The organism is Achromobacter sp. 1L-A-4-B-C2 (assembly GCF_057291955.1).
In genome coordinates this window covers 304,267-329,668 of record NZ_JBXAWP010000003.1, presented here as the reverse complement: position 1 = coordinate 329,668, position 25,402 = coordinate 304,267, and the positions used below count along the sequence as shown (strand labels likewise).

The 25,402-nt window shown below is 63.5% G+C and carries 22 protein-coding genes; 18 read left to right on the top strand and 4 right to left on the bottom strand.

Annotated elements, in window-relative coordinates; translation table 11 throughout:
* Window positions 1-115 precede the first annotated feature (115 nt).
* The 14 genes from aspT (AC0Z35_RS15030) (at window position 116) to AC0Z35_RS14965 (ending at window position 17,652) form a co-directional block, all read left to right on the top strand.
* Window positions 116-1,807, top strand: coding sequence for an aspartate-alanine antiporter (aspT, locus tag AC0Z35_RS15030; RefSeq protein WP_046802736.1), 1,692 nt, complete (start codon window positions 116-118; stop codon window positions 1,805-1,807).
* Between the two features lie 115 nt (window positions 1,808-1,922).
* Window positions 1,923-3,749: a bifunctional aspartate transaminase/aspartate 4-decarboxylase gene (locus AC0Z35_RS15025; RefSeq protein WP_046802737.1), complete on the top strand. Its 1,827-nt coding sequence runs from the start codon at window positions 1,923-1,925 to the stop codon at window positions 3,747-3,749.
* A gap of 22 nt (window positions 3,750-3,771) precedes the next feature.
* Window positions 3,772-5,472 (top strand): aspartate-alanine antiporter, encoded by a 1,701-nt coding sequence (gene aspT / locus AC0Z35_RS15020; protein WP_046802738.1) that lies wholly within the window; start codon window positions 3,772-3,774, stop codon window positions 5,470-5,472.
* Window positions 5,473-5,544: 72 nt separating this feature from the next.
* Window positions 5,545-7,371 (top strand): acyl-CoA dehydrogenase, encoded by a 1,827-nt coding sequence (locus AC0Z35_RS15015; protein WP_046802739.1) that lies wholly within the window; start codon window positions 5,545-5,547, stop codon window positions 7,369-7,371.
* A gap of 151 nt (window positions 7,372-7,522) precedes the next feature.
* A complete protein-coding gene (locus tag AC0Z35_RS15010) occupies window positions 7,523-8,164 on the top strand; it encodes a peroxiredoxin (RefSeq protein WP_485132380.1) in 642 nt (213 codons plus the stop codon).
* Between the two features lie 213 nt (window positions 8,165-8,377).
* Window positions 8,378-9,406: a sulfate ABC transporter substrate-binding protein gene (locus AC0Z35_RS15005; RefSeq protein ID WP_104143150.1), complete on the top strand. Its 1,029-nt coding sequence runs from the start codon at window positions 8,378-8,380 to the stop codon at window positions 9,404-9,406.
* 24 nt (window positions 9,407-9,430) lie between these two features.
* Window positions 9,431-10,321, top strand: coding sequence for a sulfate ABC transporter permease subunit CysT (gene cysT, locus AC0Z35_RS15000; RefSeq protein WP_046802742.1), 891 nt, complete (start codon window positions 9,431-9,433; stop codon window positions 10,319-10,321).
* The gene (gene cysW / locus AC0Z35_RS14995; protein ID WP_046802743.1) at window positions 10,318-11,220 is read left to right on the top strand and encodes a sulfate ABC transporter permease subunit CysW; all 903 of its coding nucleotides are present in this window, start codon (window positions 10,318-10,320) and stop codon (window positions 11,218-11,220) included. The genes cysT and cysW overlap by 4 nt, the downstream gene beginning before the upstream one ends.
* 27 nt (window positions 11,221-11,247) lie before the next feature.
* The gene (locus AC0Z35_RS14990; protein ID WP_046802744.1) at window positions 11,248-12,312 is read left to right on the top strand and encodes a sulfate/molybdate ABC transporter ATP-binding protein; all 1,065 of its coding nucleotides are present in this window, start codon (window positions 11,248-11,250) and stop codon (window positions 12,310-12,312) included.
* Entirely contained in the window at window positions 12,309-13,055 is a 747-nt protein-coding gene (locus AC0Z35_RS14985) for a phosphoadenylyl-sulfate reductase (protein WP_104143152.1), read from the top strand. The genes AC0Z35_RS14990 and AC0Z35_RS14985 overlap by 4 nt, the downstream gene beginning before the upstream one ends.
* Before the next feature lie 41 nt (window positions 13,056-13,096).
* Window positions 13,097-14,005 carry a sulfate adenylyltransferase subunit CysD gene (gene cysD, locus AC0Z35_RS14980; RefSeq protein WP_046802746.1) on the top strand — a complete coding sequence of 303 codons (909 nt, stop codon included), beginning with the start codon at window positions 13,097-13,099 and terminating at the stop codon, window positions 14,003-14,005.
* 40 nt (window positions 14,006-14,045) lie between these two features.
* Window positions 14,046-15,344, top strand: a complete 1,299-nt coding sequence (locus tag AC0Z35_RS14975; RefSeq protein ID WP_485132381.1) for a sulfate adenylyltransferase subunit 1 — start codon at window positions 14,046-14,048, stop codon at window positions 15,342-15,344.
* A gap of 212 nt (window positions 15,345-15,556) precedes the next feature.
* Window positions 15,557-17,092 (top strand): PA0069 family radical SAM protein, encoded by a 1,536-nt coding sequence (locus tag AC0Z35_RS14970; protein WP_485132382.1) that lies wholly within the window; start codon window positions 15,557-15,559, stop codon window positions 17,090-17,092.
* Between the two features lie 62 nt (window positions 17,093-17,154).
* Window positions 17,155-17,652, top strand: a complete 498-nt coding sequence (locus tag AC0Z35_RS14965; RefSeq protein ID WP_104143157.1) for a hypothetical protein — start codon at window positions 17,155-17,157, stop codon at window positions 17,650-17,652.
* Window positions 17,653-17,756: 104 nt separating this feature from the next.
* On the opposite strand, the gene AC0Z35_RS14960 is transcribed toward AC0Z35_RS14965, so the two are convergent.
* Window positions 17,757-18,629 (bottom strand): DMT family transporter, encoded by an 873-nt coding sequence (locus tag AC0Z35_RS14960; RefSeq protein WP_219991944.1) that lies wholly within the window; start codon window positions 18,627-18,629, stop codon window positions 17,757-17,759.
* Window positions 18,630-18,847: 218 nt separating this feature from the next.
* Here AC0Z35_RS14960 and rplS point away from each other — a divergent pair, with 218 nt between their 5' ends.
* Window positions 18,848-19,228, top strand: coding sequence for a 50S ribosomal protein L19 (gene rplS, locus AC0Z35_RS14955; RefSeq protein ID WP_006218237.1), 381 nt, complete (start codon window positions 18,848-18,850; stop codon window positions 19,226-19,228).
* A 123-nt stretch (window positions 19,229-19,351) separates the two neighbouring features.
* Window positions 19,352-20,083 carry a CoA pyrophosphatase gene (locus tag AC0Z35_RS14950; protein ID WP_046802751.1) on the top strand — a complete coding sequence of 244 codons (732 nt, stop codon included), beginning with the start codon at window positions 19,352-19,354 and terminating at the stop codon, window positions 20,081-20,083.
* A gap of 124 nt (window positions 20,084-20,207) precedes the next feature.
* Here AC0Z35_RS14950 and rsgA read toward each other — a convergent pair whose 3' ends face one another.
* Entirely contained in the window at window positions 20,208-21,122 is a 915-nt protein-coding gene (gene rsgA / locus AC0Z35_RS14945) for a ribosome small subunit-dependent GTPase A (protein ID WP_046802880.1), read from the bottom strand.
* Window positions 21,123-21,160: 38 nt separating this feature from the next.
* Entirely contained in the window at window positions 21,161-22,411 is a 1,251-nt protein-coding gene (locus AC0Z35_RS14940) for a M48 family metallopeptidase (RefSeq protein ID WP_046802752.1), read from the bottom strand.
* 60 nt (window positions 22,412-22,471) lie between these two features.
* On the opposite strand from AC0Z35_RS14940, the gene orn reads away from it, so the two are divergent.
* Entirely contained in the window at window positions 22,472-23,017 is a 546-nt protein-coding gene (gene orn, locus AC0Z35_RS14935) for an oligoribonuclease (RefSeq protein ID WP_046802753.1), read from the top strand.
* Between the two features lie 168 nt (window positions 23,018-23,185).
* Here the strand turns inward: orn and paaX are convergent, their stop codons facing one another.
* Window positions 23,186-24,115, bottom strand: a complete 930-nt coding sequence (gene paaX / locus AC0Z35_RS14930) for a phenylacetic acid degradation operon negative regulatory protein PaaX (RefSeq protein WP_104143160.1) — start codon at window positions 24,113-24,115, stop codon at window positions 23,186-23,188.
* Between the two features lie 172 nt (window positions 24,116-24,287).
* On the opposite strand from paaX, the gene paaA reads away from it, so the two are divergent.
* On the top strand, window positions 24,288-25,277 hold the full coding sequence (paaA, locus tag AC0Z35_RS14925; protein ID WP_050447890.1) for a 1,2-phenylacetyl-CoA epoxidase subunit PaaA: 990 nt from the start codon (window positions 24,288-24,290) through the stop codon (window positions 25,275-25,277).
* Window positions 25,278-25,402 lie beyond the last annotated feature (125 nt).

Genomic DNA, 25,402 nt, shown 5'->3' with positions numbered 1-25,402 from the left:
TTGATATCTATGTAGTATTTCTTTTGAATTTCTGAAAGATTCTGATAATGTGTTCCGCGCGCAGCAGGATTTTTCGCGTACGTGCTCGACCTGTACAGAACGAAGGAGATTCGGGATGGAATGGTTCTTTGACACATTGCGGAAGTACCCAGAGTTGGCGGTCTTTCTAACCCTTGGATTGGGCTACTGGATCGGAGCTAAAAAACTTTTTGGCTTTAATCTGGGCGCAGTAACAGGCACGTTGTTGGTAGGTGTGTTGGTCGGCCAACTTGATATCACCATTGCCCCGATTCTCAAGCAGGTGTTCTTCCTGCTTTTTCTTTTTGGTCTTGGCTACGGCGTCGGGCCACAATTCTTCCGCGGCATGAAAAGCGATGGCCTTCCCCAGGTCATCTTCGCGGTCATCATCTGCGTCATCTGCTTGCTGGTCACCTGGGCCACCGCCGTCGGATTTGGCTTTGACGCCGGTACCGGCGCCGGGCTGCTGGCCGGCGCACAAACCATTTCGGCGGTAATGGGCGTGGCCACGGACACGATCAACGGGCTGGGCGTGGACGCCGCGACGAAGAAGAAGTGGATCGACAGCATCCCGGTGGCCTACGCCGTCTGCTACATCTTCGGCACGGTCGGCAGCGCCTGGTTGCTGGCCTCGCTGGGCCCCAAGCTGATGCGCGTGGACATCGTCAAAGAGTGCAAGGAATACGAAGCCAAGATGTCCGGTGGCGCCGATTCCATGGAACTGTCCGGCTACCGCAAGTTCACGGCCCGCGCCTACAAGCTGGATCACACCGATCTGGTGGGCAAGACGGTGGGCGATCTGGAAGCGCGCTTTGTCGACGCGCGCGTGTTCGTGGAACGCATCCGCCGCGGCGACCAGATCATCGATAACGATTCCAGCACCGTGCTGCAGGCGGGCGATGTGCTGGGCGTGACGGGGCGCCACGACGCGCTGGTGTTGCAGGCCGGCGGCATCATCGGCAATGAAGTCGAGGACAGGGACGTTATCAACCTGCCCGCCGAGATTGTCGAGGTGGTGCTGACCAACAAGAATGTGGCCGGCAAGACGCTTAAGGAATTGGCCGAAAACGAAACCGTGCGTCAGCTGGGCCGGGGCGTGTTCCTGCGCAAGGTTGTGCGCGGCGGTCACGACATGCCGGTTAATTGGGGGCTGAAACTGGACCGCGGCGATCGCCTGTTCGTGCTGGGCGCCAAGCGTGACGTCGAGCGCGTCGTGGCCAAGCTGGGCTATGTGGACCGGGCCACCGAGCAGACCGACATGGTGTTCGTCGGCTTCGGCATCTTGCTGGGCGGGTTGTTCGGCTCGCTGGTGCTGACGGTCAGCGGCATTCCCATTACCTTGTCGACGTCCGGCGGTGCGCTGATATCGGGCCTGGTCTTCGGGTACCTGCGATCCGTGCATCCCACCTTCGGCCGCGTGCCGGAACCGGTGCATTGGTTCCTGACGTCTGTCGGGCTGACGGCGTTTGTGGCGGTGGTGGGCATCACCTCCGGGCCGGGCTTCGTGCAGGGCTTCCAACAATTGGGCGCCAAGCTTTTCGTGGCCGGCATCATCGCCACCAGCGTGCCGATGATCCTGGGCGTGTTCATCGCCCGATATATCTTCAAATTCCATCCCGCCATCGTGCTGGGCGTCTGCGCTGGCGCCCGCACCACGACGGCGGCGATCGGCCAAATCACCGAGACGGCGAAAAGCCAGGTGCCCGCCCTGGGCTACACGGTGCCCTATGCAATCGGCAATACCCTGCTCATTATCTGGGGCATTGTCATTGTCATGCTGATGACTTAGTGGGACGCCCCGCAAGCCTGTTCAGGGCTTGCGGGCAGCACATCGTGGCGGCGGGCGTACCCGCCCGCGCCGCTCCGCCAGCGCTTGTCAAAACGCAAACCAGGAGTACCTAAAAATGGCTTCCACCGCGCCTCTCACTGTCAGTCTGGCTTCCGCCTTGAAGACAACCCGCTCGCGTCAACGCGACCTTGAACAGCTGTCGCCCTTCGAACTGAAGGATTATCTGATTACCTTGGCCAAGGAGAATCAGCACACGGCCGCCTTGACCATGTTGAACGCCGGTCGCGGCAACCCGAATTGGATCGCCACCGAGCCGCGCGACGCCTTCTTCCTGATGGGCCAGTTCGCCATGAAAGAGGCGCGTCGGGTGCGTGACGACGCCATCCTGGCGGGCATGCCCGCCAAGAAGGGCTGCGCCGACCGCCTGCGAAAGTTCTTGTCCAAGCACAAGGGCGAGGACGGCTACGACTTCCTGGTTGGCGTGCTCGAATACGGCGTCAAGGTCAAGAGTTTTGACCCCGACGAATGGATCCATGAACTGACCGACAGCATCATCGGGGACAACTACCCCGTGCCGCCGCGCGCGCTGGTGCACACCGAACAGATCGTGCACGACTACCTGATCAAGGAAATGTGCGACGGCCGGCCGCCCAAGGGCAAGTTCGACCTGTTCCCGGTTGAAGGTGGCACGGCCGCCATGTGCTACATCTTCGACTCGATGATGCAGAACGGCCTGTTGAAGCAGGGCGACACTATCGCGCTGTTTCTGCCGACTTTCACGCCCTATATCGAAATCGCGCACCTTGAGCGTTTCCAGTTCAAGATCGTTGCCATCAACGCCAGCAGCCTGCGGGCCGACGGCACGCACGATTGGCACTATCCCGCCTCTGAAATTGCCAAGCTGGAAAATCCCAAGATCAAGCTGGCCGTGACGGTGAACCCCAGCAATCCGCCGTCGGTGGCGTTCAGCCCGGTCGAAATGAAGCAGATCGTGCGCCTGATCCGCAAGAATCCTGATCTGGTGCTGGTCACGGACGATGTGTACGGCACGTTCGTGCCGAACTTCCGTTCGCTGATGGCCGAAGTGCCGCACAACACCATCTGCGTCTACTCCTTTTCCAAGAACTTCGGTTGCACGGGTTGGCGCCTGGGCGTGATTGCCACGCACGAGAAAAACACCATGGACCGGCGCATCGCCGAGCTGCCAGCGGCGTGGAAGCAGCGTCTGAACAAGCGCTACGGCGCCATGACGATGGAGCCGGAAAAGCTCAAGTTCATCGACCGCATGGTGGCCGACAGCCGCAACGTGGCGCTGAACCACACGGCGGGCCTGTCCCTGCCGCAGCAGGTGCAGATGTGCTTTTTTGCGCTGTCCCACTTGCTGGACCTGAAGGACGCCTACAAGCACCTGACGATGGAGATCGTGCGTGCGCGCCGCGACTCGCTGTGGAGCGGGCTGGGTATCCCGGTGCCCCCGGAAGATCCCATGCGCGCCTGGTATTACGTGGAACTGGACTTCATGGTCTGGGCCAAGGTCATGTATGGCGATGCCTTCTGCAAGTACATGACGTCGAACTACGAGCCCGTGGACTTCCTGTTCCGGCTGGCCGAGAAGACGGGCGTGGTGCTGATGGATGGCGGCGGCTTCGGCGGGCCGCCCTGGTCGATCCGTATCTCGCTGGCCAACCTGGATGATGCCGATTACGCCAAGATCGGCAAGTACATGGTCGAGTGCGCGACCGAGTACGTCGAGGCATGGAAGGCGTCCGAACTGGTGCGTTCGGGTCCGACTGCCGGCAAGGGCCAGACGGTGAAAGCCGGCGCGGCCAAGCGCGCGGCAAAGACGGCCACGAAGAAGGTCGCCAAGAAGGCGGTGAAGAAAGCCGTCAAGCAAGCGGACACGGCGGCCAAATCCGCCAAGAAGGCGACCGCCCGTAAGTAGGCAACCACAGGCGACATGAGCTATGACGTGCTCGATCGGGTTTTTCAATAGCGTCCCCATCGCGGTGTTGTTCGTCACGGTGGGTTTGGGATACCTGATCGGCAAGCTCAAGGTCGGGCCGATTCAGCTGGGCGGCGTGTGCGGCACGCTGATCGTCGCCCTGCTGATTGGCCAGACGGGCTGCCAGATGCGCGGGGACCTGAAAGAGGTGGCCTTCGCGCTGTTCATCTTCGCCATGGGCTATTCGGGCGGCCCCCAGTTCTTTGCCAACCTGAATCGTTCCAGCCTGCGCTATATCGCGCTGCCCATCATTGAAGCGTTGCTGGTGCTGACCATCGTGTTGTCGGCCGTGCCGCTGTTTGGCCTGGATGCCGGTACGGCGGCGGGGCTGGCGGCAGGCGCGGCAACCGAATCGGCGGTGGTCGGCACCGCTGCCGAAGCGCTCAAGCACCTGGGCTTGCCGGATGCAGAGGTGCAGCGCATGGAGGCCAACATCGCCACGGCCTACACGCTGACCTACCTGGTGGGCTTGATCAGCATTGTGTTTTTTACCAGCCAGGTGGCCCCGGCGTTGTTGCGCATCAACTTGCGCCAGGCGTCCAAGGCGCTGGAGGCCAAGCTGGGCGTCGCGTCCGGTGAAGACGAAGACATCAACCTGCCCACCTTGCCGCGCCTGGTGGGGCGCGCCCACGTGGTCAAGGACGCCGACGGCATGAAGGTGGGTGACGTCGAGGCTCAGTTGGGTGGCCGTACCGTGATCAGCCGCATCCTGCGCAACGGCGCGGCGCTGGACGTTACTCCCGAGGACACGCTTGCCACGGGCGACATCGTGGTAGTGCTGGGCTTGCGCCGTTTTGCGCTGCGGGCGGGCGCGGTGGTCGGGCCAGAAATTCAGTTGCCGGAAGCGCACGCCGATGATCTGCAAATGCGCGAGCTTGCGGTCATCGTCAACAAAAAGAACGTCAATGGAATCACCATGGGCGAGCTGGGCAAGCGCCCGGGCGCCAAGCGGGCGCGTGGCGTCTTCGTGCAGTCGATCATGCGGTCTGGGCACGCCTTGCCGCTGACGCCGGCAACCATCGTGCAATATGGTGACCTGGTCACGCTGGTGGGCGCCGAACCCGAACTGGCGCAGGCGGGCGCAGCCCTGGGCAGCGAGCTGCGCCGCAGCGGTGTCACCGATCTGGTGTTCCTGGCCTTCGGCATTCTGGCGGGCTTGATGATCGGCAGCCTCAGTGCGCGCATGTGGGGCATCCCGGTGTCGCTGGGTAGCGGCGGCGGGGCGCTCGTCAGCGGGTTGGTGTGTGGCTGGATCAATGCCAAGCGGCCGTCGCTGGGCCACATTCCGGACCACGCCGTGCAGCTGTTGAAGGATCTCGGGCTGGCGGTGTTTGTGGCCTGCGTGGGCTTGTCGGCCGGACCAGAAGCCGTATCGCTGATCCGCGAACACGGCGCCGTGCTGCCATTGATCGGCTTGCTGGTTTCGCTGGGGCCTGCCTGCCTGTCATTGTGGGTGGGCCACAAGATACTGAAGATTGAAGGCCCGCTGCTGGTGGGCGCCATTGCCGGGCAGCACGTCAGCACGCCCGCCATCAGCGCCATCTTGAACTCCAGCGGAAGTTCCGTGCCGCTGCTGGGTTACACCGTGACCTATGCCATCGCCAACGTGCTGCTGCCGGTGCTGGGACCCATCATTGTGTCGTTGGCGTACCATCTGAGTTAAGACGCGTATCTGAAAGACGCAGCAGAGGCGAGGCGCTTGGCGCCTCGCTGTCGTTTTGCACACGGAGACATCATGCCCTACGTAACCCCGCTACAGGAGTTCCGCTTTACGCTGAACGAACTGGCCGGCCTGGACGACATCCTTGCATTGCCCGGCTTCGGTGACGTCACGCCCGATCTGGTTGACGCCATTCTGCAAGAGAACGGCCGGTTTGTGGAGCAGGCCGTCGCGCCCTTGAATGTGCCCGGTGACACGCAGCCGCCTGTGTGGAAAGACGGCCATGTCACGACCACGCCCGGTTATGCGCAGGGCTTCAAGGACTACGCCGCCGGCGGCTGGCAGGGCTTGCAGCATCCGCAAGAGTGGGGCGGGCAAGGCCTGCCCAAGCTGGTCGCCGCCGCGCCGGGTGAAAACATCCAGGCCGCCAGCCTGGCATTTTCCTTGTGCCCCATGCTGACGGACGGGGTGATCGAAGCCCTGCTGACCGTGGGCTCGGACGCGCAACGCCGCGAGTACGTGCCGAACCTGATCGCGGGCAAATGGACGGGCACCATGAACCTGACCGAGCCGCAGGCGGGTTCGGATCTGGCGCAGGTCGCCACACGCGCCGTGCGCCAGGACGACGGCACGTTCCGCCTGTTCGGCCAGAAGATCTTCATTACCTTCGGCGAACATGATCTGGCTGAAAACATCATCCACCTGGTGCTGGCCCGCACGCCGGACGCGCCCGCCGGCGTAAAGGGAATTTCGCTGTTCATCGTGCCCAAGTTCCTGGTCGACGCCAACGGCGCCGTGGGCAAGCGCAACGATGTCTGGTGTGCCTCGCTGGAGCACAAGCTGGGCATCCATGGCAGCCCCACCGCCGTGTTGTTGTATGGCTCGGGCCAGGGCGATGTCGGCGAGGGCGCCGTCGGTTATCAGGTCGGCGAATTGAATCGCGGCCTGGAATACATGTTCATCATGATGAACGCGGCGCGCTATTCGGTGGGGCAGCAGGGTATCGGCGTATCCGAACGTGCCTACCAGCATGCGCTGGCCTATGCGCGTGAACGCGTGCAGGGCCGCGCGGTGGAAGGCTCGGCCGGCCCGGTGGCCATCGTGCGCCATCCGGACGTGCAGCGCATGCTGCTGACCATGAAGGCCCTGACCGAGGCGGCGCGTGCCGTGTCCTATGTGACGGCCGCCGCCCACGACAAGGGCACGCATCACCCCGACCCCGAACAGCGCTCGCGCAACCGCGCGTTCTATGAATACATGGTGCCCGTGGTGAAGGGCTACTCGACCGAAATTGCCGTTGAGGTCGCGTCGCTGGGCATCCAGGTGCATGGCGGCATGGGCTTCATCGAGGAAACGGGGGCGGCGCAGTTTTACCGGGATGCCCGCATTCTGCCGATCTACGAAGGCACCACCGCCATCCAGGCCAACGACCTGGTGGGTCGAAAGACGCAGCGCGACGGCGGCGCCACCGCCTACGCCGCCATCGCCGCCATGCGCGAGACCTTGCGCGCCGTCGAGGCCGAGTCCACGCGCGCGGCAGCGCCGGAACGCGATGCGCTGCGCCTGTTGCGCGACAACCTGGATGGCGCCATCCAGGCCTATGAGGCCGGCGTGGGTTTCATTCTTGAGCAATCCGCCGCCAACGTGCGCGCGGTGTTTTCCAGCAGCGTGCCATACCTGATGCTGGCCGGCGTGGTGCATGGCGGCTGGCAGATGGCACGCGCCGTATTGGCGTGCCGTCGGCATATCGCTGCCGGTTCGTCAGACCCGTTTTACAAAACCAAGATCGCGACCGGGCTGTTCTATGCCGCCCACATCCTTCCGCGCGCCCTGGCGCTGTCGGCGGCGGTGCGCGCGGGCGTGGTCGCGGACGCCTGCGGGGCGGCCGCGGATATTGCATAAGGTTATATGGCTTGCGTATTTCCTCGACCGAAGGTTTGATGGAAGAATCGTTTCGCAAGCAGTAAGCTCGGCTTTGAAACGCCATCCTGCGCTGCCCCCCGCAAGGCGGGCGGCCAGATCCTCCCCACTGAATCCTCAAATAGGAGACACCATGAGTCATCTACGTCTGGGCGATACCGCCCCCGATTTCGAACAGGATTCCTCGGCCGGTCCCATTCGCTTCCACGAATATCTGGGCAATAGCTGGGGGGTGCTGTTTTCGCATCCGGCCGACTTCACGCCGGTGTGCACGACCGAGCTGGGTTACACGGCCAAGCTCGCTGACGAATTCTCCAAGCGCAATGTGAAGGTGCTGGCCCTGTCGGTGGACGGCGCCGATTCGCATTCGAAGTGGATCGAAGACATCAACGACACGCAGTCCACCAAGGTCAACTTTCCGATCCTGGCCGACAAGGATCGCAAGGTCTCCGAGCTTTACGACATGATCCACCCGAACGCCAACGCCACCTTGACGGTGCGTTCGGTGTTCATCATCGACCCGAACAAGAAGGTGCGCCTGATCATCACGTATCCGGCCAGCACGGGCCGCAACTTCAATGAAATCCTGCGCGTCATCGACTCGTTGCAATTGACCGACAGCCACAGCGTGGCCACGCCGGTCAACTGGGAAGATGGCGACGATGTGATCATTGTTCCGTCCCTGCAGGACGAGGCCGTCATCAAAGAGAAGTTCCCCAAAGGCTATAAGGCCGTGCGTCCTTACCTGCGCATCACGCCCCAACCGAATAAGTAAATTCGAATTCCGGGGGGTAGCCTCCCGCTAAAAAACGCGGCGTTGAGCCGCCCGAACCGCCGCCTTCTCCATAGGAGAACGCGGCGGTTTTTTCATGGCTGGGACGGCGGTCCTATATGCCTGCGAGCGATGAGCAATCAAATAATGATTCGTTCCGTTCAGAATGCGCAGCCAGCACACTTGCTTCCATATTGAAAATACAGGGAGCAAGGGATGTCTTTCGGAAAAGCGGGTTGGTTGGCCGCGCTGGCAGCGGTGGCGGTATCTCTGACGGCCGTGGCGCCGGCGCAAGCGCAGCAAAAGCAAACACTGTTGAACGTGTCCTATGACCCCACGCGCGAGCTGTATCGCGCCATCGACGATGCCTTCATCAAGCAGTACAAGGACAAGGCTGGCGTCGATCTGACCATACGCCAGTCGCACGGCGGATCGGGTCGCCAGGCGCGCTCGGTCATCGATGGGCTGGAAGCCGACGTGGTGACGCTGGCGCTGGCCTATGACATCGACGCCATTGCGGACCGGGGGCTCATTCCCGAAAACTGGCAGTCTCGCCTGCCGCAGAACAGTTCGCCCTATACGTCCACCATCGTGTTCCTGGTGCGCAAGGGCAACCCCAAGGGCATCAAGGACTGGGACGACCTGATCAAGGACGGCGTGCAAGTCATCACGCCCAACCCGAAGACTTCCGGCGGCGCGCGCTGGAACTATCTGGCTGCCTGGGCCTACGCGTTGGAAAAGAACGGCGGCAGCGAAGAGAAGGCTCGCGCCTATGTCGGCGACCTGCTCAAGCACGTGCCGGTGCTGGACACCGGTGCACGCGGCGCCACGACCACGTTCGTGGAACGCGGCGTGGGCGACGTGCTGCTGGCGTGGGAAAACGAAGCCTTCCTGGCGCTTGAAGAACTGGGTCCCGACAAGTTCGACATCGTGGTGCCGTCCCTGTCCATCCTGGCCGAACCGCCGGTGGCCGTCGTGGACAAGATCGTGGACAAGAAGGGAACGCGCGCCGCCGCCCAGGCGTATCTGGAATTCCTGTACACGCCCGCCGCGCAGGAAATCATCGCCAAGAACTATTACCGCCCCATCGACAAGACGGTGGCCGCCAAGTACGAAAGCAAGTTCCCCAAGGTCAAGCTCGTCACCATCGACGACAAGATCTTTGGCGGCTGGCGCAAGGCGCAGAAAGATCACTTCAGTGATGGCGGCACCTTCGACCAGATCTACCTGCCGCAAAAGAAATAACGACACGACTTTCGGACGACGGCTATGACAACTGCCTCCCCCCCGACGGCAATCGGCGCGCAAGCGCCTTTTGCCGTTCGGCGCAACAGCCCGGGCGTGCTGCCCGGATTCGGTATTTCCATGGGCTACGCCGTGCTGTACCTGAGCGTGCTTGTGCTGATTCCCCTGGCTGCGCTGCCCATCAAAAGCGCCGAACTCGGGTGGCAAGGGTTTTGGGACACGGTGACGGCGCCGCGCGTGATGGCGTCGTATCAACTGACCTTTGGCGCCTCGCTGATCGCTGCCCTGGTCAACCTGGTGTTCGGGTCCGTGGTGGCCTGGGTGCTGGTGCGCTATCGCTTTCCCGGCAAGAAGATCCTGGACGCTCTGGTGGACCTGCCCTTCGCATTGCCCACCGCGGTGGCGGGCATTGCGCTGACCGCGCTGTATTCGCAAAAAGGCTGGCTGGGCGCGCCGCTGTCCGAGTGGTTTGGATGGAAGGTGGCGTTCACGCCGCTGGGCATCGTGATTGCGCTGATCTTCATCGGCGTGCCCTTCGTGGTGCGCACGGTGCAGCCGGTGCTGGAAGACGTAGAACGCGAAATCGAAGAGGCGGCGGCCAGCCTGGGTGCCAGCCGCTGGCAGACCATCCGCCGCGTGCTGCTGCCCACCGTGGTGCCGGCGTTGATGACGGGCTTTGCGCTGGCGTTCGCGCGGGCAGTCGGCGAGTACGGGTCGGTGGTTTTCATTGCCGGCAACATGCCGATGGTGTCCGAGATCACGCCGCTGCTGATCATTTCAAAGTTGGAACAATTCGACTACGCCGGCGCCGCCGCCATCGCGACCGTGATGCTGGTGCTGTCCTTCGTCATGCTGTTGGTCATCAACCTGCTGCAAGGCTGGCAAGCCCGCCGCAACCTTGGGAGGCTGGCATGAGCGCAGCGGATCGTCCCGCCCATTTGACCGAACCGCGCTGGGTGCGCGGCATCTTGCTGTTTGTTGCGCTGGCATTCCTGACCCTGTTCCTGCTGGTGCCGCTGGCGGCAGTGTTCGCCGAGGCCTTCAAGAAAGGCTGGCAGCTGTACCTGGATGCCATCGTGGAACCCGATGCGCTGTCCGCCATCCGGCTGACCTTGCTGGTGGCTGCCATCGCGTTGCCGGTGAACCTGGTGTTTGGCGTGGCGGCGGCATGGGCCATCACCAAGTTCCAGTTTCGCGGCAAGCAGTTCCTGATCACGTTGATCGACCTGCCGTTCTCGGTATCGCCCGTGGTGGCCGGCCTGGTTTTCATTCTGTTGTTCGGCACGCAAGGATGGCTTGGCGGCTGGTTGCAGGACCACGACTGGAAGATCGTCTACGCCGTGCCCGGCATCATCCTGGCCACGCTGTTCGTGACCTTTCCGTTTGTGGCGCGTGAGCTGATCCCGTTGATGCAGGCGCAAGGCAGCGAAGAAGAACAGGCGGCGCTGACGCTGGGCGCCAGCGGCTGGCAGATCTTCTGGCGCGTGACGCTGCCCAATATCAAGTGGGGCCTGCTGTACGGAGCCATCTTGTGCAACGCGCGGGCAATGGGTGAATTTGGCGCGGTGTCGGTGGTGTCCGGCCAGGTGCGCGGGCTGACCAACACCATGACCCTGCACGTGGAAATTCTCTACAACGAATACCAGTACTCGGCCGCGTTCGCCGTGGCCTCGTTGCTGGCTCTGCTGGCGCTGGTGACCCTGGTGGCGAAAAACCTGGTCGAGTGGCGTAACGCGCGCATGCTGCGCGCCGCCGACCTGCCGGTCGAGTATCCCGGTGCAGCGGCCGCAACGATCAAGCCGGCCATCGCGTAACGCGCGACGGCCCAGACGGAGACAGGCATGAGTATCGAAGTACGTAATCTATCCAAGCGGTTCGGCCAGTTCCAGGCGCTGAACGACGTGTCGCTGCATATCGAAACCGGCGAACTGGTGGCGTTGCTGGGGCCGTCCGGCTGCGGCAAGACGTCGCTGTTGCGCATCATCGCCGGGCTGGAATTGCCGGATTCGGGCAGCGTCCTGTTCGGGGGCGAAGACGCCACGGACGTGGACGTGCGCCAGCGCCAGGTGGGATTCGTATTCCAGCATTACGCGCTGTTCAAGCACATGACGGTGTTCGAGAACGTGGCGTTCGGCCTGCGCGTGAAGCACCGGTCGCAGCGCCCGTCCGAAGACCAGATCCAGCGCAAGGTGCATGACCTGCTGACGCTGGTGCAGCTGGATTGGCTGGCGGATCGTTATCCGGCGCAGCTGTCCGGCGGCCAGCGTCAGCGTATCGCCCTGGCACGCGCGCTGGCCGTGGAGCCGCGCGTGTTGCTGCTTGACGAACCGTTCGGCGCGCTGGACGCCAAGGTACGCAAGGAACTGCGTCGTTGGTTGCGCCGGCTGCATGACGAGCTGAACGTGGCCAGTGTGTTTGTGACGCACGACCAGGAAGAGGCGCTTGAGGTCGCCGACCGCGTGGTGCTGATGAACGCCGGCCGTATTGAGCAGGTGGGCACGCCGCGTGAAGTCTGGGAACAGCCCGCGACGCCGTTTGTGTACGGCTTCCTGGGCGATGTGAACCAGCTGCAAGGCGTGGCCACGGGCGGAGTCTGGGAAGGCGCCGGCTTGTCGCTGCCGGCGCCTGACCTGGCGCAAGCCCATGCGCAGCGCGCCACCGCTTACGTTCGTCCGCACGAGTTCGAGATCGAGCGTTATCGCGCGGGCGGGCAGGGCATTGCGGTGCGCCTGTCGCACGCCTATCTGGCCGGCCCCAGCGCCTATCTGGAACTGGCGCGCCAGGATTCCGACGCCATCATCGAAGCGGAAGTGCCCGAGCACCTGTATCGGGAACTGGACCTGCGCGATGGCGATACGTTGTTGGCGCGTCCCCGGCGCGCCCGGATCTTTGCGGTGCAACCATGACAACCTCTGTTGATTTTCCTTCCATCCAGGACGCCGCGCTGGCGCAGCGTTGGCAGGCGCTGGTGCGGCGTCTGGCCGATATTCAGCAGCGCTATCCGGACGCCGCGCTGGCGTCGTCGCTGGCCGCTGAAGACATGTTGTTGACGCATGCCCTCTACGACTCGGGCCTGGACCTGGAAGTGTTCACCCTGGATACGGGCCGCTTGCATGCGGAAACGCTGGGCGTGCTGGATGCCGTTCGCGCGCGCTATGGGCGCGATGTCACGGTGTACCGGCCCGTGGCGGCGGCGGTGGAGCAGCACGTTGCCCAGCATGGCGCCTATGCGTTCTATGAAAGCGTGGATCTGCGCAAAGCCTGTTGCCAGATTCGCAAGGTCGAGCCGCTGCGACGCGCGCTGGCCGGGCGCAGCGCCTGGATCACCGGGCAGCGGCGCCAGCAATCCACCACGCGCGGCGAACTGCCCTTGCAAGAGCAAGACCCCGTGTTCGGCCTGACCAAGTTCAACCCGCTGGCCGAATGGAGCGAGGACGACGTGTGGGCAGTGATCCGTGCGCTGGATGTGCCCTACAACCCCCTGCACGACCAGGGCTACCCGTCCATCGGCTGCGAGCCCTGTACGCGCGCCATCCGGCCGGGCGAGGACGTGCGCGCCGGAAGATGGTGGTGGGAATCGTCGGATTCCAAGGAATGCGGTCTGCACGCGGGCAACCGCGTCATCAGTGTCGTGACGCGCGGCGAATGACGCCGTCCATGAATTCAAATTCTGTCTTAGGGGAATAACCTATGTCTGCTGTGATCCAACGCAGCCACCTGGATTGGCTGGAATCGGAAGCGATATTCATCATGCGCGAGGTGGCCGCCGAGAGCGCAAAGCCCGTGCTGCTGTTCTCGGGCGGCAAGGACTCCGTGGTGCTGCTGCGCCTGGCGGAAAAGGCGTTTCGCCCGGGCCGCTTTCCCTTCCCGCTAATGCACATCGACACGGGCCACAACTTCGATGAAGTCATCGCCTTTCGTGATCAGCGCGCAGCCGAATTGGGCGAGACCCTGATCGTGCGCAGCGTCGAGGACTCCATCAAGCGTGGCAGCGTGGTGCTGCGGCGCGAAACCGACTCGCGCAATGCGGCGCAGGCGGTGACGCTGCTGGAAGCCATCGAGGAATTCGGCTTTGACGCCTGCATCGGCGGGGCGCGCCGCGACGAGGAAAAGGCCCGCGCCAAGGAGCGCATCTTTTCGTTCCGCGATGAATTCGGCCAATGGGACCCCAAGGCACAGCGCCCTGAACTGTGGAACCTGTTCAACACGCGCGTGCATCGCGGCGAGAACATGCGTGTCTTCCCGATTTCGAACTGGACGGAACTGGACGTCTGGCAATACATCCAGCGCGAGAAGCTGGCGTTGCCGTCGATCTACTTCAGCCACCAGCGAGAGGTCGTCCGGCGCAAGGGCCTGCTGGTGCCGGTGACCCGCCTGACGCCGCCGCAAGACGGCGAGCAGGTCGAGCGGATGCCGGTCCGCTTTCGCACGGTGGGCGATATTTCGTGCACCTGCCCGGTGGCTTCCGACGCGGCCGACACCTACGCCATCATCGCCGAGACGGCGGTGACCGACATCACCGAGCGCGGCGCAACGCGCATGGACGACCAGACTTCCGAGGCCTCGATGGAGCGCCGCAAGAAGGAAGGCTATTTCTGAATGCACAACGCCGGCTGCGGCCGGCGGCAGGGGACGCACCATGAACGCACTGAACGATTCTTTCCTTTCCGGCGCCGGCACGGGCGTGCTGCGCTTGATCACGGCGGGCTCCGTCGACGACGGCAAATCCACACTGATCGGCCGCCTGCTGTACGACAGCAAGGGCGTATTCGCCGACCAGCTGGATGCGATCTCGCGCGCCAAGCACAAGCGCGTGGCGGGCGACGGCATCGACTTTTCCCTCTTGACCGACGGGCTCGAAGCCGAGCGCGAGCAGGGCATCACGATTGACGTGGCCTACCGGTACTTCTCTACACCCGCGCGCAAATTCATCATTGCCGATGCGCCCGGCCACGAGCAATACACGCGCAATATGGTCACGGGCGCGTCCACGGCGGACGTGGCCGTGATCCTCATCGACGCCACGCGCGCGGCCGACGGCAAGTTGCTGCCGCAGACCAAGCGGCACAGCACCATTGCGCGGCTGCTGGGTATCCGCCACATCGTGGTGGCCGTGAACAAGATGGACCTGGTCGATTGGGATCGCGCCGTGTTCAAGCGCATTCGCGATGCGTATGCCGAACTCGCCGCCAAGCTTGGCATCACCCATTTCGATGCGCTGCCGCTGTCGGCGCTGAATGGCGACAACGTCGTGACGCTGTCGCCCAAGACGCCCTGGTACGAGGGCCAGCCTTTGCTGGCGCTGCTGGAATCGTTGGACCTTGCCAGCGACGGCCGTGCCTTGCCGCTGCGCTTTCCCGTGCAGTGGGTGGCGCGGCACGGGGGTGATCAGAAAGAAGACTTTCGCGGTTACGCCGGCCGGTTGGCCAGCGGCGTGCTGCGCGCGGGCGACGCGATCACCGTGCAACCGTCGGGCGTCAGTGCGGTGGTGCGCGAAGTCCGCGTCTTTGACCGCGTGCTGGACGAGGCGGTGGCAGGCGACTCGGTCACGGTGGTGCTGGATCGCGATGTCGACGTGTCGCGCGGTGATGTCATCGTGCACACGGCGGCGCCGGCGCAAGTCACCCGCGAGTTCGAAGCCGAGCTGTGCTGGCTGGATGCGCAAGCATTGAACCCGGCGCGCAAGTATCTGTTGAAGTCGGGCACGCGGCTGACGTCGGCAAAGATTCGCGCGGTGCTCTCGCATCGCGACATCCACGAATTGCAGGAAGTCGAGAACACCGAAGGCACCTTGCAGATGAACGACATCGGTCGCGTGACGTTCACCACGCGCGAGGCGTTGGCGGTGGATCGGTACGCTGATGTGCCGACGACCGGCGCCTTCATTCTGATCGATGAAGCCACGCATCAGACGGCTGCGGCGGGCATGTTGCGCTAGGGTGGAATCGGGCCGGAAAACAACGGACTTTCGGCCCGATTTTTGATGTTGTATTTCTTCCAAACCTAATGCCGGTGCGGGTTTCCGGGCGATATCGCCTGATGAAATCGATTTGTTCAGACGCGCCTCGCGTCTTGCGGTAAAGTGGGGCTGTCTTACGGAAAGGCTTTTGGTGCTTGTCAAAACCACTGTGTTTTTGTACAGTAGTTTTTATGGCACGCACCGATCATTCTTTTCCCGCCGGTTCTGGGTCCCCGGCTGCCGCCCCCGCCGCCTTGCGCGGTCGGGGTGCGGTTACTAATGTTCGGCATCGCTTTCAGCGCGATGACCGTGTGCAGGTCGACGACGGTTGGTCCGGTTCAGGCTTGCCGGCGGATTTCGTGGAATCCGTCCCCGACTCTTTCTCCGACTCCTTTTCCGATACATTCACGGATTCCGCTTCGGGCGATTCTCCTGAAGCCGGGTCCGGCTCCGCGCACGCGCCGGTGGCTGGCGCGCGCCCTGGCGCCACGGTCATCCCCATCGTTCCTGATACGCGGCTGGCTCCGCCCGCACCCAAGACAACCGTCACGGCCGAAGAAGCGCGCAAGATGCTGTCGCGCAATGACTCGCCCGATATCCCCTTCGACGTTGCGGTAAACCCGTATCGCGGATGCGAGCACGGCTGCGTGTACTGCTATGCGCGGCCCACGCATTCGTATTTGGGCATGTCGCCCGGGCTGGACTTCGAAACCCGCCTGGTGGCCAAGGCAAACGCCGTGGATGCGCTGCGCGCCGAACTGGGGCGCCCCGGCTACAAGCCGTCGCCCATCAATATCGGTTCCGCCACTGACGCTTACCAGCCCATCGAACGCGATTGGCGGCTGACGCGCGGCATGCTGGAACTGATGCTGGAAACCCGGCATCCCGTCACCATCGTCACGAAAAACGCGCTGGTCGCCCGGGATCTCGATCTGCTTGCAGCGCTGGCTGAGCAGAATCTGGTGGTCGTCTATATCAGCATCACCACGCTGGACGCCGGCATGGCGCGCACGCTGGAGCCGCGTGCCGCAGCGCCGTGGCGGCGGCTGGAAGCCGTGCGCAGCCTTACGGATGCCGGCGTGCCGGTCGGCGTGCTGGTGGCGCCTGTCATCCCGTTCATCAATGATGAATCCATGGAACACATCCTCCAGGAATCCAAGGCGGCCGGCGCGCATTACGCCAGCTACACCGTCTTGCGCCTGCCCTGGGAGGTCAAAACCCTGTTCGAGGATTGGCTTAACGCCCATTACCCCGACCGCGCCCAGCGCGTGCTGCATCGCATAGAAGACCTGCGCAACGGTCGCCGCAATGACCCTAATTTTGGCTCGCGCATGCGTGGCACCGGCATCTGGGCAGACTTGCTGCGCCAGCGCTTCGCCGTCGCGACCCGCAAGCTGGGGCTGAACCGCCACAGGCTCGCGCTGGACTGCGATCGCTTCCAGCCGCCGCTGGCGGCGGGCGCCACGCCGTCTCTGTTTTCGGCGGGCCCGCTTGCAGGGCAGGGCACGGCCTCTTCGGCTGTGTCCGCAGCAGTGGCGTCGTCGGCCGGCTCTGCGGTGACTGTGCCCGCTACCCCTTCCTCTACCGCTTTCCTATCCCCGGTTGGCGTGCAAGCGTCTTCAGGGGTCCCCCTTTCTGACGGCCTGCCGGCAGTTTCCGGCGGCTATGGCCGCGGGGCGCGCCAGTTGCAGGCGCTGGCGGCCGGCCAGTTGTCGCTGTTCGATTGATCACGGCCGCTCGCCGTGTCGGCCGCTGCGGCGGCGTGGAATCGTTTCTTCAAGGAGTTCTCATGAACACCGCTGATTTTTCCGTTTTGTCAGATGAGCTCATCGTCTCGTTGAACCCGCTGCGCCGTGGCGCGTATCGAGCCCGCGCCGCTTGCGCCAAGCTGGCGGGCCTGGCCATGCCGTGGAATACCGCGTCCGCCGGTGACGAACCGCGCCAGCGCAGCCGCTCGGGCACGTCTCCCGCGCGCTGGCCGTTCCCGCCCACGCCGGCCCAAGAGGGCGGCTTGGTCGAGCGCGGGGCGACGCGCGGGATGCCATCGGTTGTGACACCGGTACCGGTGCCTGCCGTTACCCCCGCGATGGCGCCCGCCTTGTCACCTGCCATGGCCCCCGCTTTGCCGGTGTCGGCGGTACGCGAGCGCAGTCTGGGCAACGCCACCGTTGAACCCGTAACGTCGCAAGTCACCATGAAGGCCATGGTGCTGGATGTGGTGATGGTGTTGGCGTGGGGCGCAATCATCCCCGGCCTGATGTGGCTTGGAGCCGCCGCTGGCTTCTGAATCGCACGAGCTCGATTTTCAAACAATCGCGACCGATACATTGAACGGCCACGGCAGGCTAGGCGTGCGCCAAGCTTCGCGTCGGCGAGCTCAGCGTGGCAGGCTTAGCTGGAGCCCAGCAGCACCACGCCCACCAGAATGGATACGCAACCGGCCAACCGCCCCGGCCCGACCTTTTCGCGCAGCAGGAACATGCCGGCCAGGGTGCCCAGCATCATCGACATTTCGCGGGCAGGCGCCACCAGGCTTAACGGCGCGCCGTTGCGCAGCGCATATAGCACCAGGATGTACCCCAACGGAGACAGCAGGCCCACGGCCAGCGCCAGGTGCCAGTGCCCGCGCATGGACTGCCAGGCTTGCGCGCGCCGGCTCATCATGTGGGGCGTCATCATGGCGGTGCGCGTTACGCATGTGAACCAATCGAACAGCACGGGGCTGATCAACAGAACCTTCACGCCATAGGCGTCCACCACGGTGTAGGCGGCGATGAACAGGCCGATCACCACGCCCCAGCGCACGCCGATCCACGCTTGGGCCTGCTTGAAGATGGTCAGACGCCCTTGGGTGGCGATCATCAGCACGCCGATCACCACGCACAGCATGCCGACAATGCCGGTGCCGGTGGCGGGTTCGCCCAGCAGCAGGAATGCCCCCGTCGTGGAAAGCAGCGGGCCGGTGCCTCGCGCAATGGGATACACCACGGACAGGTCGGCAACCTGATAGCCGCGTTGCAGGCAAAGGCTGTAGCCCAGATGCAACAGGCTGGATGTCAGGATGGCGCCGACGACGGGCCACGTCCATGTCATGCCGTCGTGGATCAGCACCCAGATGACCCAGGGGGCGTACAGCAACGAGGCGCACAGCCCGTAGGCAAACACAAAAGGCGCGCCCACCATGGCCGCGCGCTTGGCAAGCAGGTTCCACGTAGCGTGGGCCATCGCCGCCAGGACGACCAATATCAGGGACGTATACGACATGAGGGAACAGCGCCGAATGACGTGTTTGTTACAGAAGCCGCTAGGGTACAGCAAGCTGCCGGAAGGGCGCCATTCTACCCGACGGCCTAGCCAACTTTTGGTGTAGAATCATTGGTTTGCCAAATCTCATCCTCTGCTTGCGGCACCAGTAACAACATCGGTAAAAAACGAACGGCAAAAGTTTTAGCCCGCAAAGACATGATGATCTAGGAGTTCTCATGAACCTTATCGCTATCCTGGAACAGGAAGAAATTGCCCGTCTGACCGGCGGCCAAGCCAAGCCTGAATTTGCTCCTGGTGACACCGTCATCGTGAGCGTGAACGTCGTTGAAGGCACCCGCAAGCGCGTGCAGGCTTTCGAAGGCGTTGTTATCGCCAAGCGCAATCGCGGCCTGAACTCCGCGTTCACCGTGCGCAAGATTTCGTCGGGTGAAGCCGTGGAACGTACGTTCCAGCTGTACTCGCCGCAAATCGCCGGCATCGAAGTCAAGCGCCGCGGCGACGTGCGCCGCGCCAAGCTGTACTACCTGCGCAACCGCTCGGGCAAGTCGGCACGTATCAAGGAAAAGCTGGTCAGCAAGCAAGCCTCGGCGGCTTGATCGCTTATCGGCACACGGCCCTACCAGTGTCGGACGTCCGCGCCATTCAGCGTTTCCGTCCGGCACAGGTTTCCGGGTTAAAAAGGCACCTGCGAGGGTGCCTTTTTCTTTTAGCAAAGCCGTATGTCTGATTCCTCGTATTCTGCGCGGCCTCGACGGCCGCTTGTGCGCCCGGGCTTCGATCCGGCAACGCAACCGTGGGTAGTGGCCAATGATTCTCTGCCGGCCGTACCTGCCAGCCTGTTGACCCCGGATCGCCTGCGGGGCACGCTGAACCAGCCATCCACCTGGACGCTGGAGCTTTCGCGCGACAACGATCTGCGATACCCCGGCCGCGAGGGCACACCGGTGCCCGCGGCCGTGTTGATTCCGCTGGTCACGCGCGACGACGGCGTACACATCATGCTGACCCAGCGCGCCGCGCATCTGCATGACCACGCGGGGCAGATCAGCTTTCCGGGTGGCCGCATCGAAACCAGCGACCCTACACCCGTGGCCGCTGCCTTGCGCGAAGCGCAGGAAGAAACCGGATTGCCGGAAGACCATGTGGAAGTGTTGGGCAGCATGCCGCCCTACCTGACGGCGACGGGTTTTTCGATCATTCCGGTGGTGTCGTTGGTGCGGCCCGGTTTTGAACTGGCGCCCGACGCGTTCGAGGTAGCTGAAGTGTTTGAAGTGCCGCTGTCGTTCCTGATGGACCCGGCCAATCATCGGCTGTACGAGGCCAGGCTGGACGACGGGCGCGTGCGCAATTACTACGGGATGCCCTACGGCAAGCATTTCATCTGGGGGGCAACGGCGGGCATGTTGCGCAACCTCTATCACCTGCTGCGCCACGGATTGCAGCCGCGCTGACGGTATGGCCGAAAGCGGGCCAGACCATCGCGCTATTTATCCGTGCAATAGAAAACGGCCCTTGCGGGCCGTTTTTGTTGCCGTCGCCTTTATGGCCATCGCGGCGTTCGCGAGCACCCCAAAATCAATAGCGCTGCTGACCCGCCAGATTCTCTTCAAGGATGCGCTCGTATAGCGCGTAGCGCAGCGGGTTGATCTTGCCTGCCTGCAAGGCGGCCACTACGCCGCAGCCCGGTTCACGGCGGTGCGTGCAATTGTAGAAGCGGCATTCCTCGATAGGCTGCGCAAATTCAGGGAAGCCGCGGATGATGTCGTCGCGCGTCAGGTGTTGCAAGCCGAACGCCTGGAACCCGGGCGAATCGATCAGGTCACCGCCGGGATCGGGCAGGTGATAAAGCCGCGTGCTGGTCGTGGTGTGCTTGCCCATGTCCAACGCCGTGGAGTGTTCGCGCGTGGCCGCGCGCGCGTCCGGGATCAATGCGTTAAGCAGCGTGGACTTGCCCATGCCGCTTTGACCCAGCAGCAGATTGGTGCGCCCGGCCAGACGAGGCGCCAGCAGCGTGTGCACCTTCTCAGGTTCCAGCGCGCTGAGCTCGACCACGGGCACGCCCAACGCCGCAATCGGCGCCAGGCGGGCGCGAGCGGCGGGCAATTCTTCTGTCAGGTCGGTCTTGTTCAAAACGATCAGCGGCGAGATGCCCGCGCTCCAGGCGCCGGCCAGGGCTCGCCCGGTCAGGTCGTCGGAGAAGGTCGGCTGCACCGCGATCACGATCAATAACTGGTCGACGTTGGAGGCGAACTGCTTGGACCGCATCTCGTCGGACCGGTACAGCAGGTTGGTGCGCGGCAGGATCGCGTCGATCGCGCCTTCGTCCTTGCCTTGCGGGGCAATGCGCACGCGGTCGCCGACGGCGGCGCCGGCCTTTTTGCCGCGGGGGAAGCACTTGCGCAGCGATCCGTCGGCAAGCTCAACGGTGTAGTGGCGTCCGTGCGCGGCGATGATGCGGCCGTCCAGCTGGCCGCCCACGGCGTCGGTCATGGGCGCTGCGACGCCGTTTCTGGCATTGCGCGGGGCGCTCATGCGGTGGGCGCCATCAGGTGGCGGATGCGCTCGGCGGCGGGGGGATGGCTATCGTAGAAGGCGGAATGCACAGGGTCGGGAGTCAGCGTAGCGGCGTTGTCGTCGTAGAGTTTGACCAGCGCGGACACCAGATGTTGCGGCGAACTCTGCTCGGCCGCATAGCGGTCCGCTTCGAATTCGTCGCGACGCGAGTACCAGCTGGCCAACGGCGTGAACATGAAAGTAAAAACGGGAATGACCAGGAAGAACAGCAGCAACGCCATCGCGTCGTTGCGTCCGCCCAGTTGGGGCACCACACCCAGGTCCATGTAGAACCAGGGTTGTTGCGAGACCCAGCCCAGGATGGCAAAAAAGGCCAGCGCGGCGCCAAAGCTGAAGGCGACGCGCTTGATGATATGACGCTTGGCGAAATGACCCAGTTCGTGGGCCAACACCGCTTCAATTTCATCGCCGTTCAGGCGCGCCAGCAGCGTGTCGAAAAACACGATGCGGCGCGACCTTCCAAAGCCGGTGAAATAGGCATTGCCGTGCGCGGACCGGCGCGAGCCGTCCATGACGAACAGTCCGTTCAGCGCGAAGCCGCAGCGCTGCGCCAGCCGTTGAATGCGGCCGGCCAGGTCCGGGTCGGACAGCGGCGTGAATTTATTGAAAAGCGGGGCAATGAACATGGGGTAGACGATCAGCAGCGCCAGGTTGAACACCGTCCACAGCGCCCACGCCCAGACCCACCAGTAGGCGCCCGCGCTGCCCATCAACCACAGCACAGCGGCGGCCAGCGGCAGGCCCAGCACGGCGGCAACCAGCAGGCCCTTGGCCGTGTCGGCAATGAATAGCTCGGGCGTCATTCGGTTGAAGCCAAAACGCGCCTCAAGCTTGAACTGCCGCCACAGCGTGAAAGGCAGGCCCAGCACGCCAAGCACCAGCGCCACCACGACCAGCAAAAGCATCTGGCGCAAAAAATCATTGCTGGTAAGCTGCCCAACCATCAGGTCGATGAATTGCAAGCCGCCCATCAACGTCAGGCAGACCAGCAAAATGGCGTCGTAGGTGCGTTCAAGCATGCCCAGTTTGACGCGGGCGATGGTGTAATCGGCCGCGCGCTGATGGCTGGTCAGGCCGATGCGAGGCGAAAATTCATCCGGCACGCGATCGCGGTTACGCGCCACGTGGCGGATCTGGCGACCGGCCAGCCACAGGCGCACGGCAATATCGGCCAGCAGGAAAGCAACGAACAGCAGTGTGAACATGGGCGAAGCGTTTTGCTCAGTAGGGATGTGCGAAAATCGCGTGTTTTATAGGCAAATTATATGGCTGTGAACGAAAATCGCCTGGTCTGGCTCGACATGGAAATGACCGGGCTGGATCCCGAGAAAGAACGCATCATCGAGGTGGCCGTCGTGGTGACGGAACCCGACCTGACGGTCGTGGCCGAAGGCCCGGTGCTGGTCGTGCACCAGCCTGACAGCCTGCTTGACGCCATGGACAACTGGAATAAATCCACCCATGGCAAAAGCGGCCTAATCGACAAGGTGCGCGCGTCCACGGTGTCCGAAGCGCAGGCAGAGGATACGCTCTTGGCGTTTTTGGCGCAGCATGTGCCGGCGGGTAAGTCGCCGTTGTGCGGCAACACCATCAGCCAGGATCGCCGCTTCATGTTTGCGTACATGCCGCGCCTGGAGCAGTTTTTCCACTACCGCAACCTGGATGTCAGCACGCTGAAGGAATTGGCGCGCCGCTGGGCGCCGGCCGTGTACAAGGGCTTTGAGAAAAAGAGCCGCCACGAAGCGCTGGCCGACATCTACGAGTCCATCGACGAACTCAAGTACTACCGCGAGCACCTGCTGAAGGTGTAGGCAGGGCGGTTTTCAGGGGGCGCATGTATCGGGCGGGATGCAGCGGGGCGCATTCATCGGCCTGCATCCACCCGGCCTGCATTCAGCCGGCCTGCATTCAGCCGGCCTGCATCCACTCGGCCGCCTGCACCGGGCAGAGGGTCCTTGACCCGCCCGCCGCCACGCCTGTCAGGCCGGCCGACCACCGAAACGGGATTCCACCTCGGCCGTCAGCGGCGTATAGCGCGCATTATCTTGCCCGGCGCGCGCGTTCAGATGCGTCTCCGACGCGTCGAAAACCTTCCAGTAGATTCTTCCGCACAACGCGCGGGCGGCGTGGCCCGGCCAGTTGTCGGGCAGCATCGGGCCGGGCAGCTGCGGGTCGTGTAGGACGATCCGGCGCCAATTGTGCAGCAGCATGACCCGCACGACGAACGCGTCGGCGGGCGGCGGCGCGTCATCCAGTAATTTTTCCAGCGGGCCAAAGTTGCGGGAGAACTGGCGATACTGCTCGGCCACGTCGTCCAGGTTCCAGCATTGCGACGCCAGGCTGGCGATCGGCAGGCCGCCCGCGCCGGCCAGATCCCGGGCGGACAGCACCAGCGCCCGATCCGGGATGCCCAGCTTTTCAAGAATGTCGTGCGCGGCCCGCGCCTCGGTGTGCGGGTGGGCGAACAGGCCCGGCGCGATCATGCCGAACCCTTCCCAGACCAATTCCCGACGCAACTCGGCGCGCTCGGCCAGCCCGTTGCCCGTGCGCGGTAGCGCCACCAGGGTCCATTCCCCGTTCCAGTCCTGCGTTGCACCTTCGTAGATGCGCTGCGAGGCATGTGCGGTATGTCGCAGCCCCTGTTCCGAAATCAGGTACAGACTGCGCCGGCCATGTCGTTCCGATTGCAGCCAGTTTTGCGCCACCAGCCGGAAAACGCTGGTGCGCAGCAGGCGTTCATTGATACCAAGCGGGGCCAGCAATTCGATCAGGTCGCCCAGCCAGATGGCGCCGCCGTGAGGGGCCAACGCGTCCCCCAGCAAGCTGACGCACAGCGATTTGGCGCGAGGCGGGTCGCTTTTCAGCAAGCGGGACAGGAAACGGTCCAAAGGCGACGTAGGGTTTGCCATAAGGGGGGCCGCATGCGGCCGATATCAGGATCCGCAATATGATACATAAATCCAATGTGATACAGCTTTGCGTTTGACAATGGTTTTTTTGTATTAAATAATCCGCCTATGACATGACGGCGCTGCGGAACGTTTGCCTTGCGATTTCGCAAACCGTCTCAAGGAGACAAACATGTACGCTCAACTCGTCGAAACCGGCGTCAAGCAGGTCAAAACCGCCGACCAGCTTGAAGGCCCCGAACAGACGTTCCAGCGCCGCATAGACGATGGCGTGCGCATCGAGGCCAAGGACTGGATGCCCGATGCCTACCGCAAGACGCTGGTGCGCCAGATCTCGCAGCACGCGCACTCGGAAATCGTCGGCATGCTGCCCGAAGGCAACTGGATCACGCGGGCCCCGTCGCTCAAGCGCAAGGCGATCCTGCTGGCCAAGGTGCAGGACGAGGCCGGCCACGGGCTGTATCTGTACAGCGCTGCCGAGACGCTGGGCGTCTCGCGCGATGACCTGATTGACGACCTGCACGCGGGCCGCGCCAAGTACTCCAGCATCTTCAATTACCCGACCCTTAGCTGGGCGGACATCGGCATGATCGGTTGGCTGGTCGATGGCTCGGCCATCATCAACCAGATTCCGCTGTGCCGCTGTTCCTACGGCCCCTACGCGCGCGCCATGGTGCGCGTCTGTAAGGAAGAGTCCTTCCACCAGCGCCAGGGCTATGACCTGTTGATGCAGATGTGCCTGCATGGCACGCCCGAGCAAAAGGCGATGGTGCAGGATTCGCTGAACCGCTGGTGGTGGCCGGCGCTGATGATGTTCGGCCCGTCGGACGCCGATTCGCCCAACAGCGCGCAATCGATGGCCTGGAAGATCAAGCTTTTCTCCAACGACGAGCTGCGCCAGAAGATGGTGGACCAGACCGTGCCGCAGGCCGAATACCTGGGCCTGACCGTGCCGGACCCCGACCTGAAGTGGAACGCGGAACGCGGCCACTACGACTTCGGCGAGATCGACTGGAGCGAGTTCTACGCCGTGCTCAAGGGCAATGGGCCGTGCAACCGCGAACGCCTGGCCGCGCGCGTCAAGGCGCACGAAGACGGCGCCTGGGTGCGCGACGCATTGGTCGCTTACGCGGACAAGAAGGCGCAACGCAAGGCCGCTTGAGGCGGTCTGCAACGCCTGCCCGTCCGCAACCCGCGCCTGCAACCCGCGTCCGCATCCCGCGCCGCAACCCTTGCTGCAACCCATACCGCAACCTTCACTGCATACCGGTGCGCGCCGCGCGCGCC

Bases quoted from the DNA above. Each gene is read 5' to 3' on its own strand.
- aspT (WP_046802736.1), top strand. From the start codon at position 116: ATGGAATGGTTCTTTGACACATTGCGGAAGTACCCAGAGTTGGCGGTC.
- AC0Z35_RS15025 (WP_046802737.1), top strand. From the start codon at position 1,923: ATGGCTTCCACCGCGCCTCTCACTGTCAGTCTGGCTTCCGCCTTGAAG.
- aspT (WP_046802738.1), top strand. From the start codon at position 3,772: ATGACGTGCTCGATCGGGTTTTTCAATAGCGTCCCCATCGCGGTGTTG.
- AC0Z35_RS15015 (WP_046802739.1), top strand. From the start codon at position 5,545: ATGCCCTACGTAACCCCGCTACAGGAGTTCCGCTTTACGCTGAACGAA.
- AC0Z35_RS15010 (WP_485132380.1), top strand. From the start codon at position 7,523: ATGAGTCATCTACGTCTGGGCGATACCGCCCCCGATTTCGAACAGGAT.
- AC0Z35_RS15005 (WP_104143150.1), top strand. From the start codon at position 8,378: ATGTCTTTCGGAAAAGCGGGTTGGTTGGCCGCGCTGGCAGCGGTGGCG.
- cysT (WP_046802742.1), top strand. From the start codon at position 9,431: ATGACAACTGCCTCCCCCCCGACGGCAATCGGCGCGCAAGCGCCTTTT.
- cysW (WP_046802743.1), top strand. From the start codon at position 10,318: ATGAGCGCAGCGGATCGTCCCGCCCATTTGACCGAACCGCGCTGGGTG.
- AC0Z35_RS14990 (WP_046802744.1), top strand. From the start codon at position 11,248: ATGAGTATCGAAGTACGTAATCTATCCAAGCGGTTCGGCCAGTTCCAG.
- AC0Z35_RS14985 (WP_104143152.1), top strand. From the start codon at position 12,309: ATGACAACCTCTGTTGATTTTCCTTCCATCCAGGACGCCGCGCTGGCG.
- cysD (WP_046802746.1), top strand. From the start codon at position 13,097: ATGTCTGCTGTGATCCAACGCAGCCACCTGGATTGGCTGGAATCGGAA.
- AC0Z35_RS14975 (WP_485132381.1), top strand. From the start codon at position 14,046: ATGAACGCACTGAACGATTCTTTCCTTTCCGGCGCCGGCACGGGCGTG.
- AC0Z35_RS14970 (WP_485132382.1), top strand. From the start codon at position 15,557: ATGGCACGCACCGATCATTCTTTTCCCGCCGGTTCTGGGTCCCCGGCT.
- AC0Z35_RS14965 (WP_104143157.1), top strand. From the start codon at position 17,155: ATGAACACCGCTGATTTTTCCGTTTTGTCAGATGAGCTCATCGTCTCG.
- AC0Z35_RS14960 (WP_219991944.1), bottom strand. From the start codon at position 18,629: ATGTCGTATACGTCCCTGATATTGGTCGTCCTGGCGGCGATGGCCCAC.
- rplS (WP_006218237.1), top strand. From the start codon at position 18,848: ATGAACCTTATCGCTATCCTGGAACAGGAAGAAATTGCCCGTCTGACC.
- AC0Z35_RS14950 (WP_046802751.1), top strand. From the start codon at position 19,352: ATGTCTGATTCCTCGTATTCTGCGCGGCCTCGACGGCCGCTTGTGCGC.
- rsgA (WP_046802880.1), bottom strand. From the start codon at position 21,122: ATGACCGACGCCGTGGGCGGCCAGCTGGACGGCCGCATCATCGCCGCG.
- AC0Z35_RS14940 (WP_046802752.1), bottom strand. From the start codon at position 22,411: ATGTTCACACTGCTGTTCGTTGCTTTCCTGCTGGCCGATATTGCCGTG.
- orn (WP_046802753.1), top strand. From the start codon at position 22,472: ATGGCTGTGAACGAAAATCGCCTGGTCTGGCTCGACATGGAAATGACC.
- paaX (WP_104143160.1), bottom strand. From the start codon at position 24,115: ATGGCAAACCCTACGTCGCCTTTGGACCGTTTCCTGTCCCGCTTGCTG.
- paaA (WP_050447890.1), top strand. From the start codon at position 24,288: ATGTACGCTCAACTCGTCGAAACCGGCGTCAAGCAGGTCAAAACCGCC.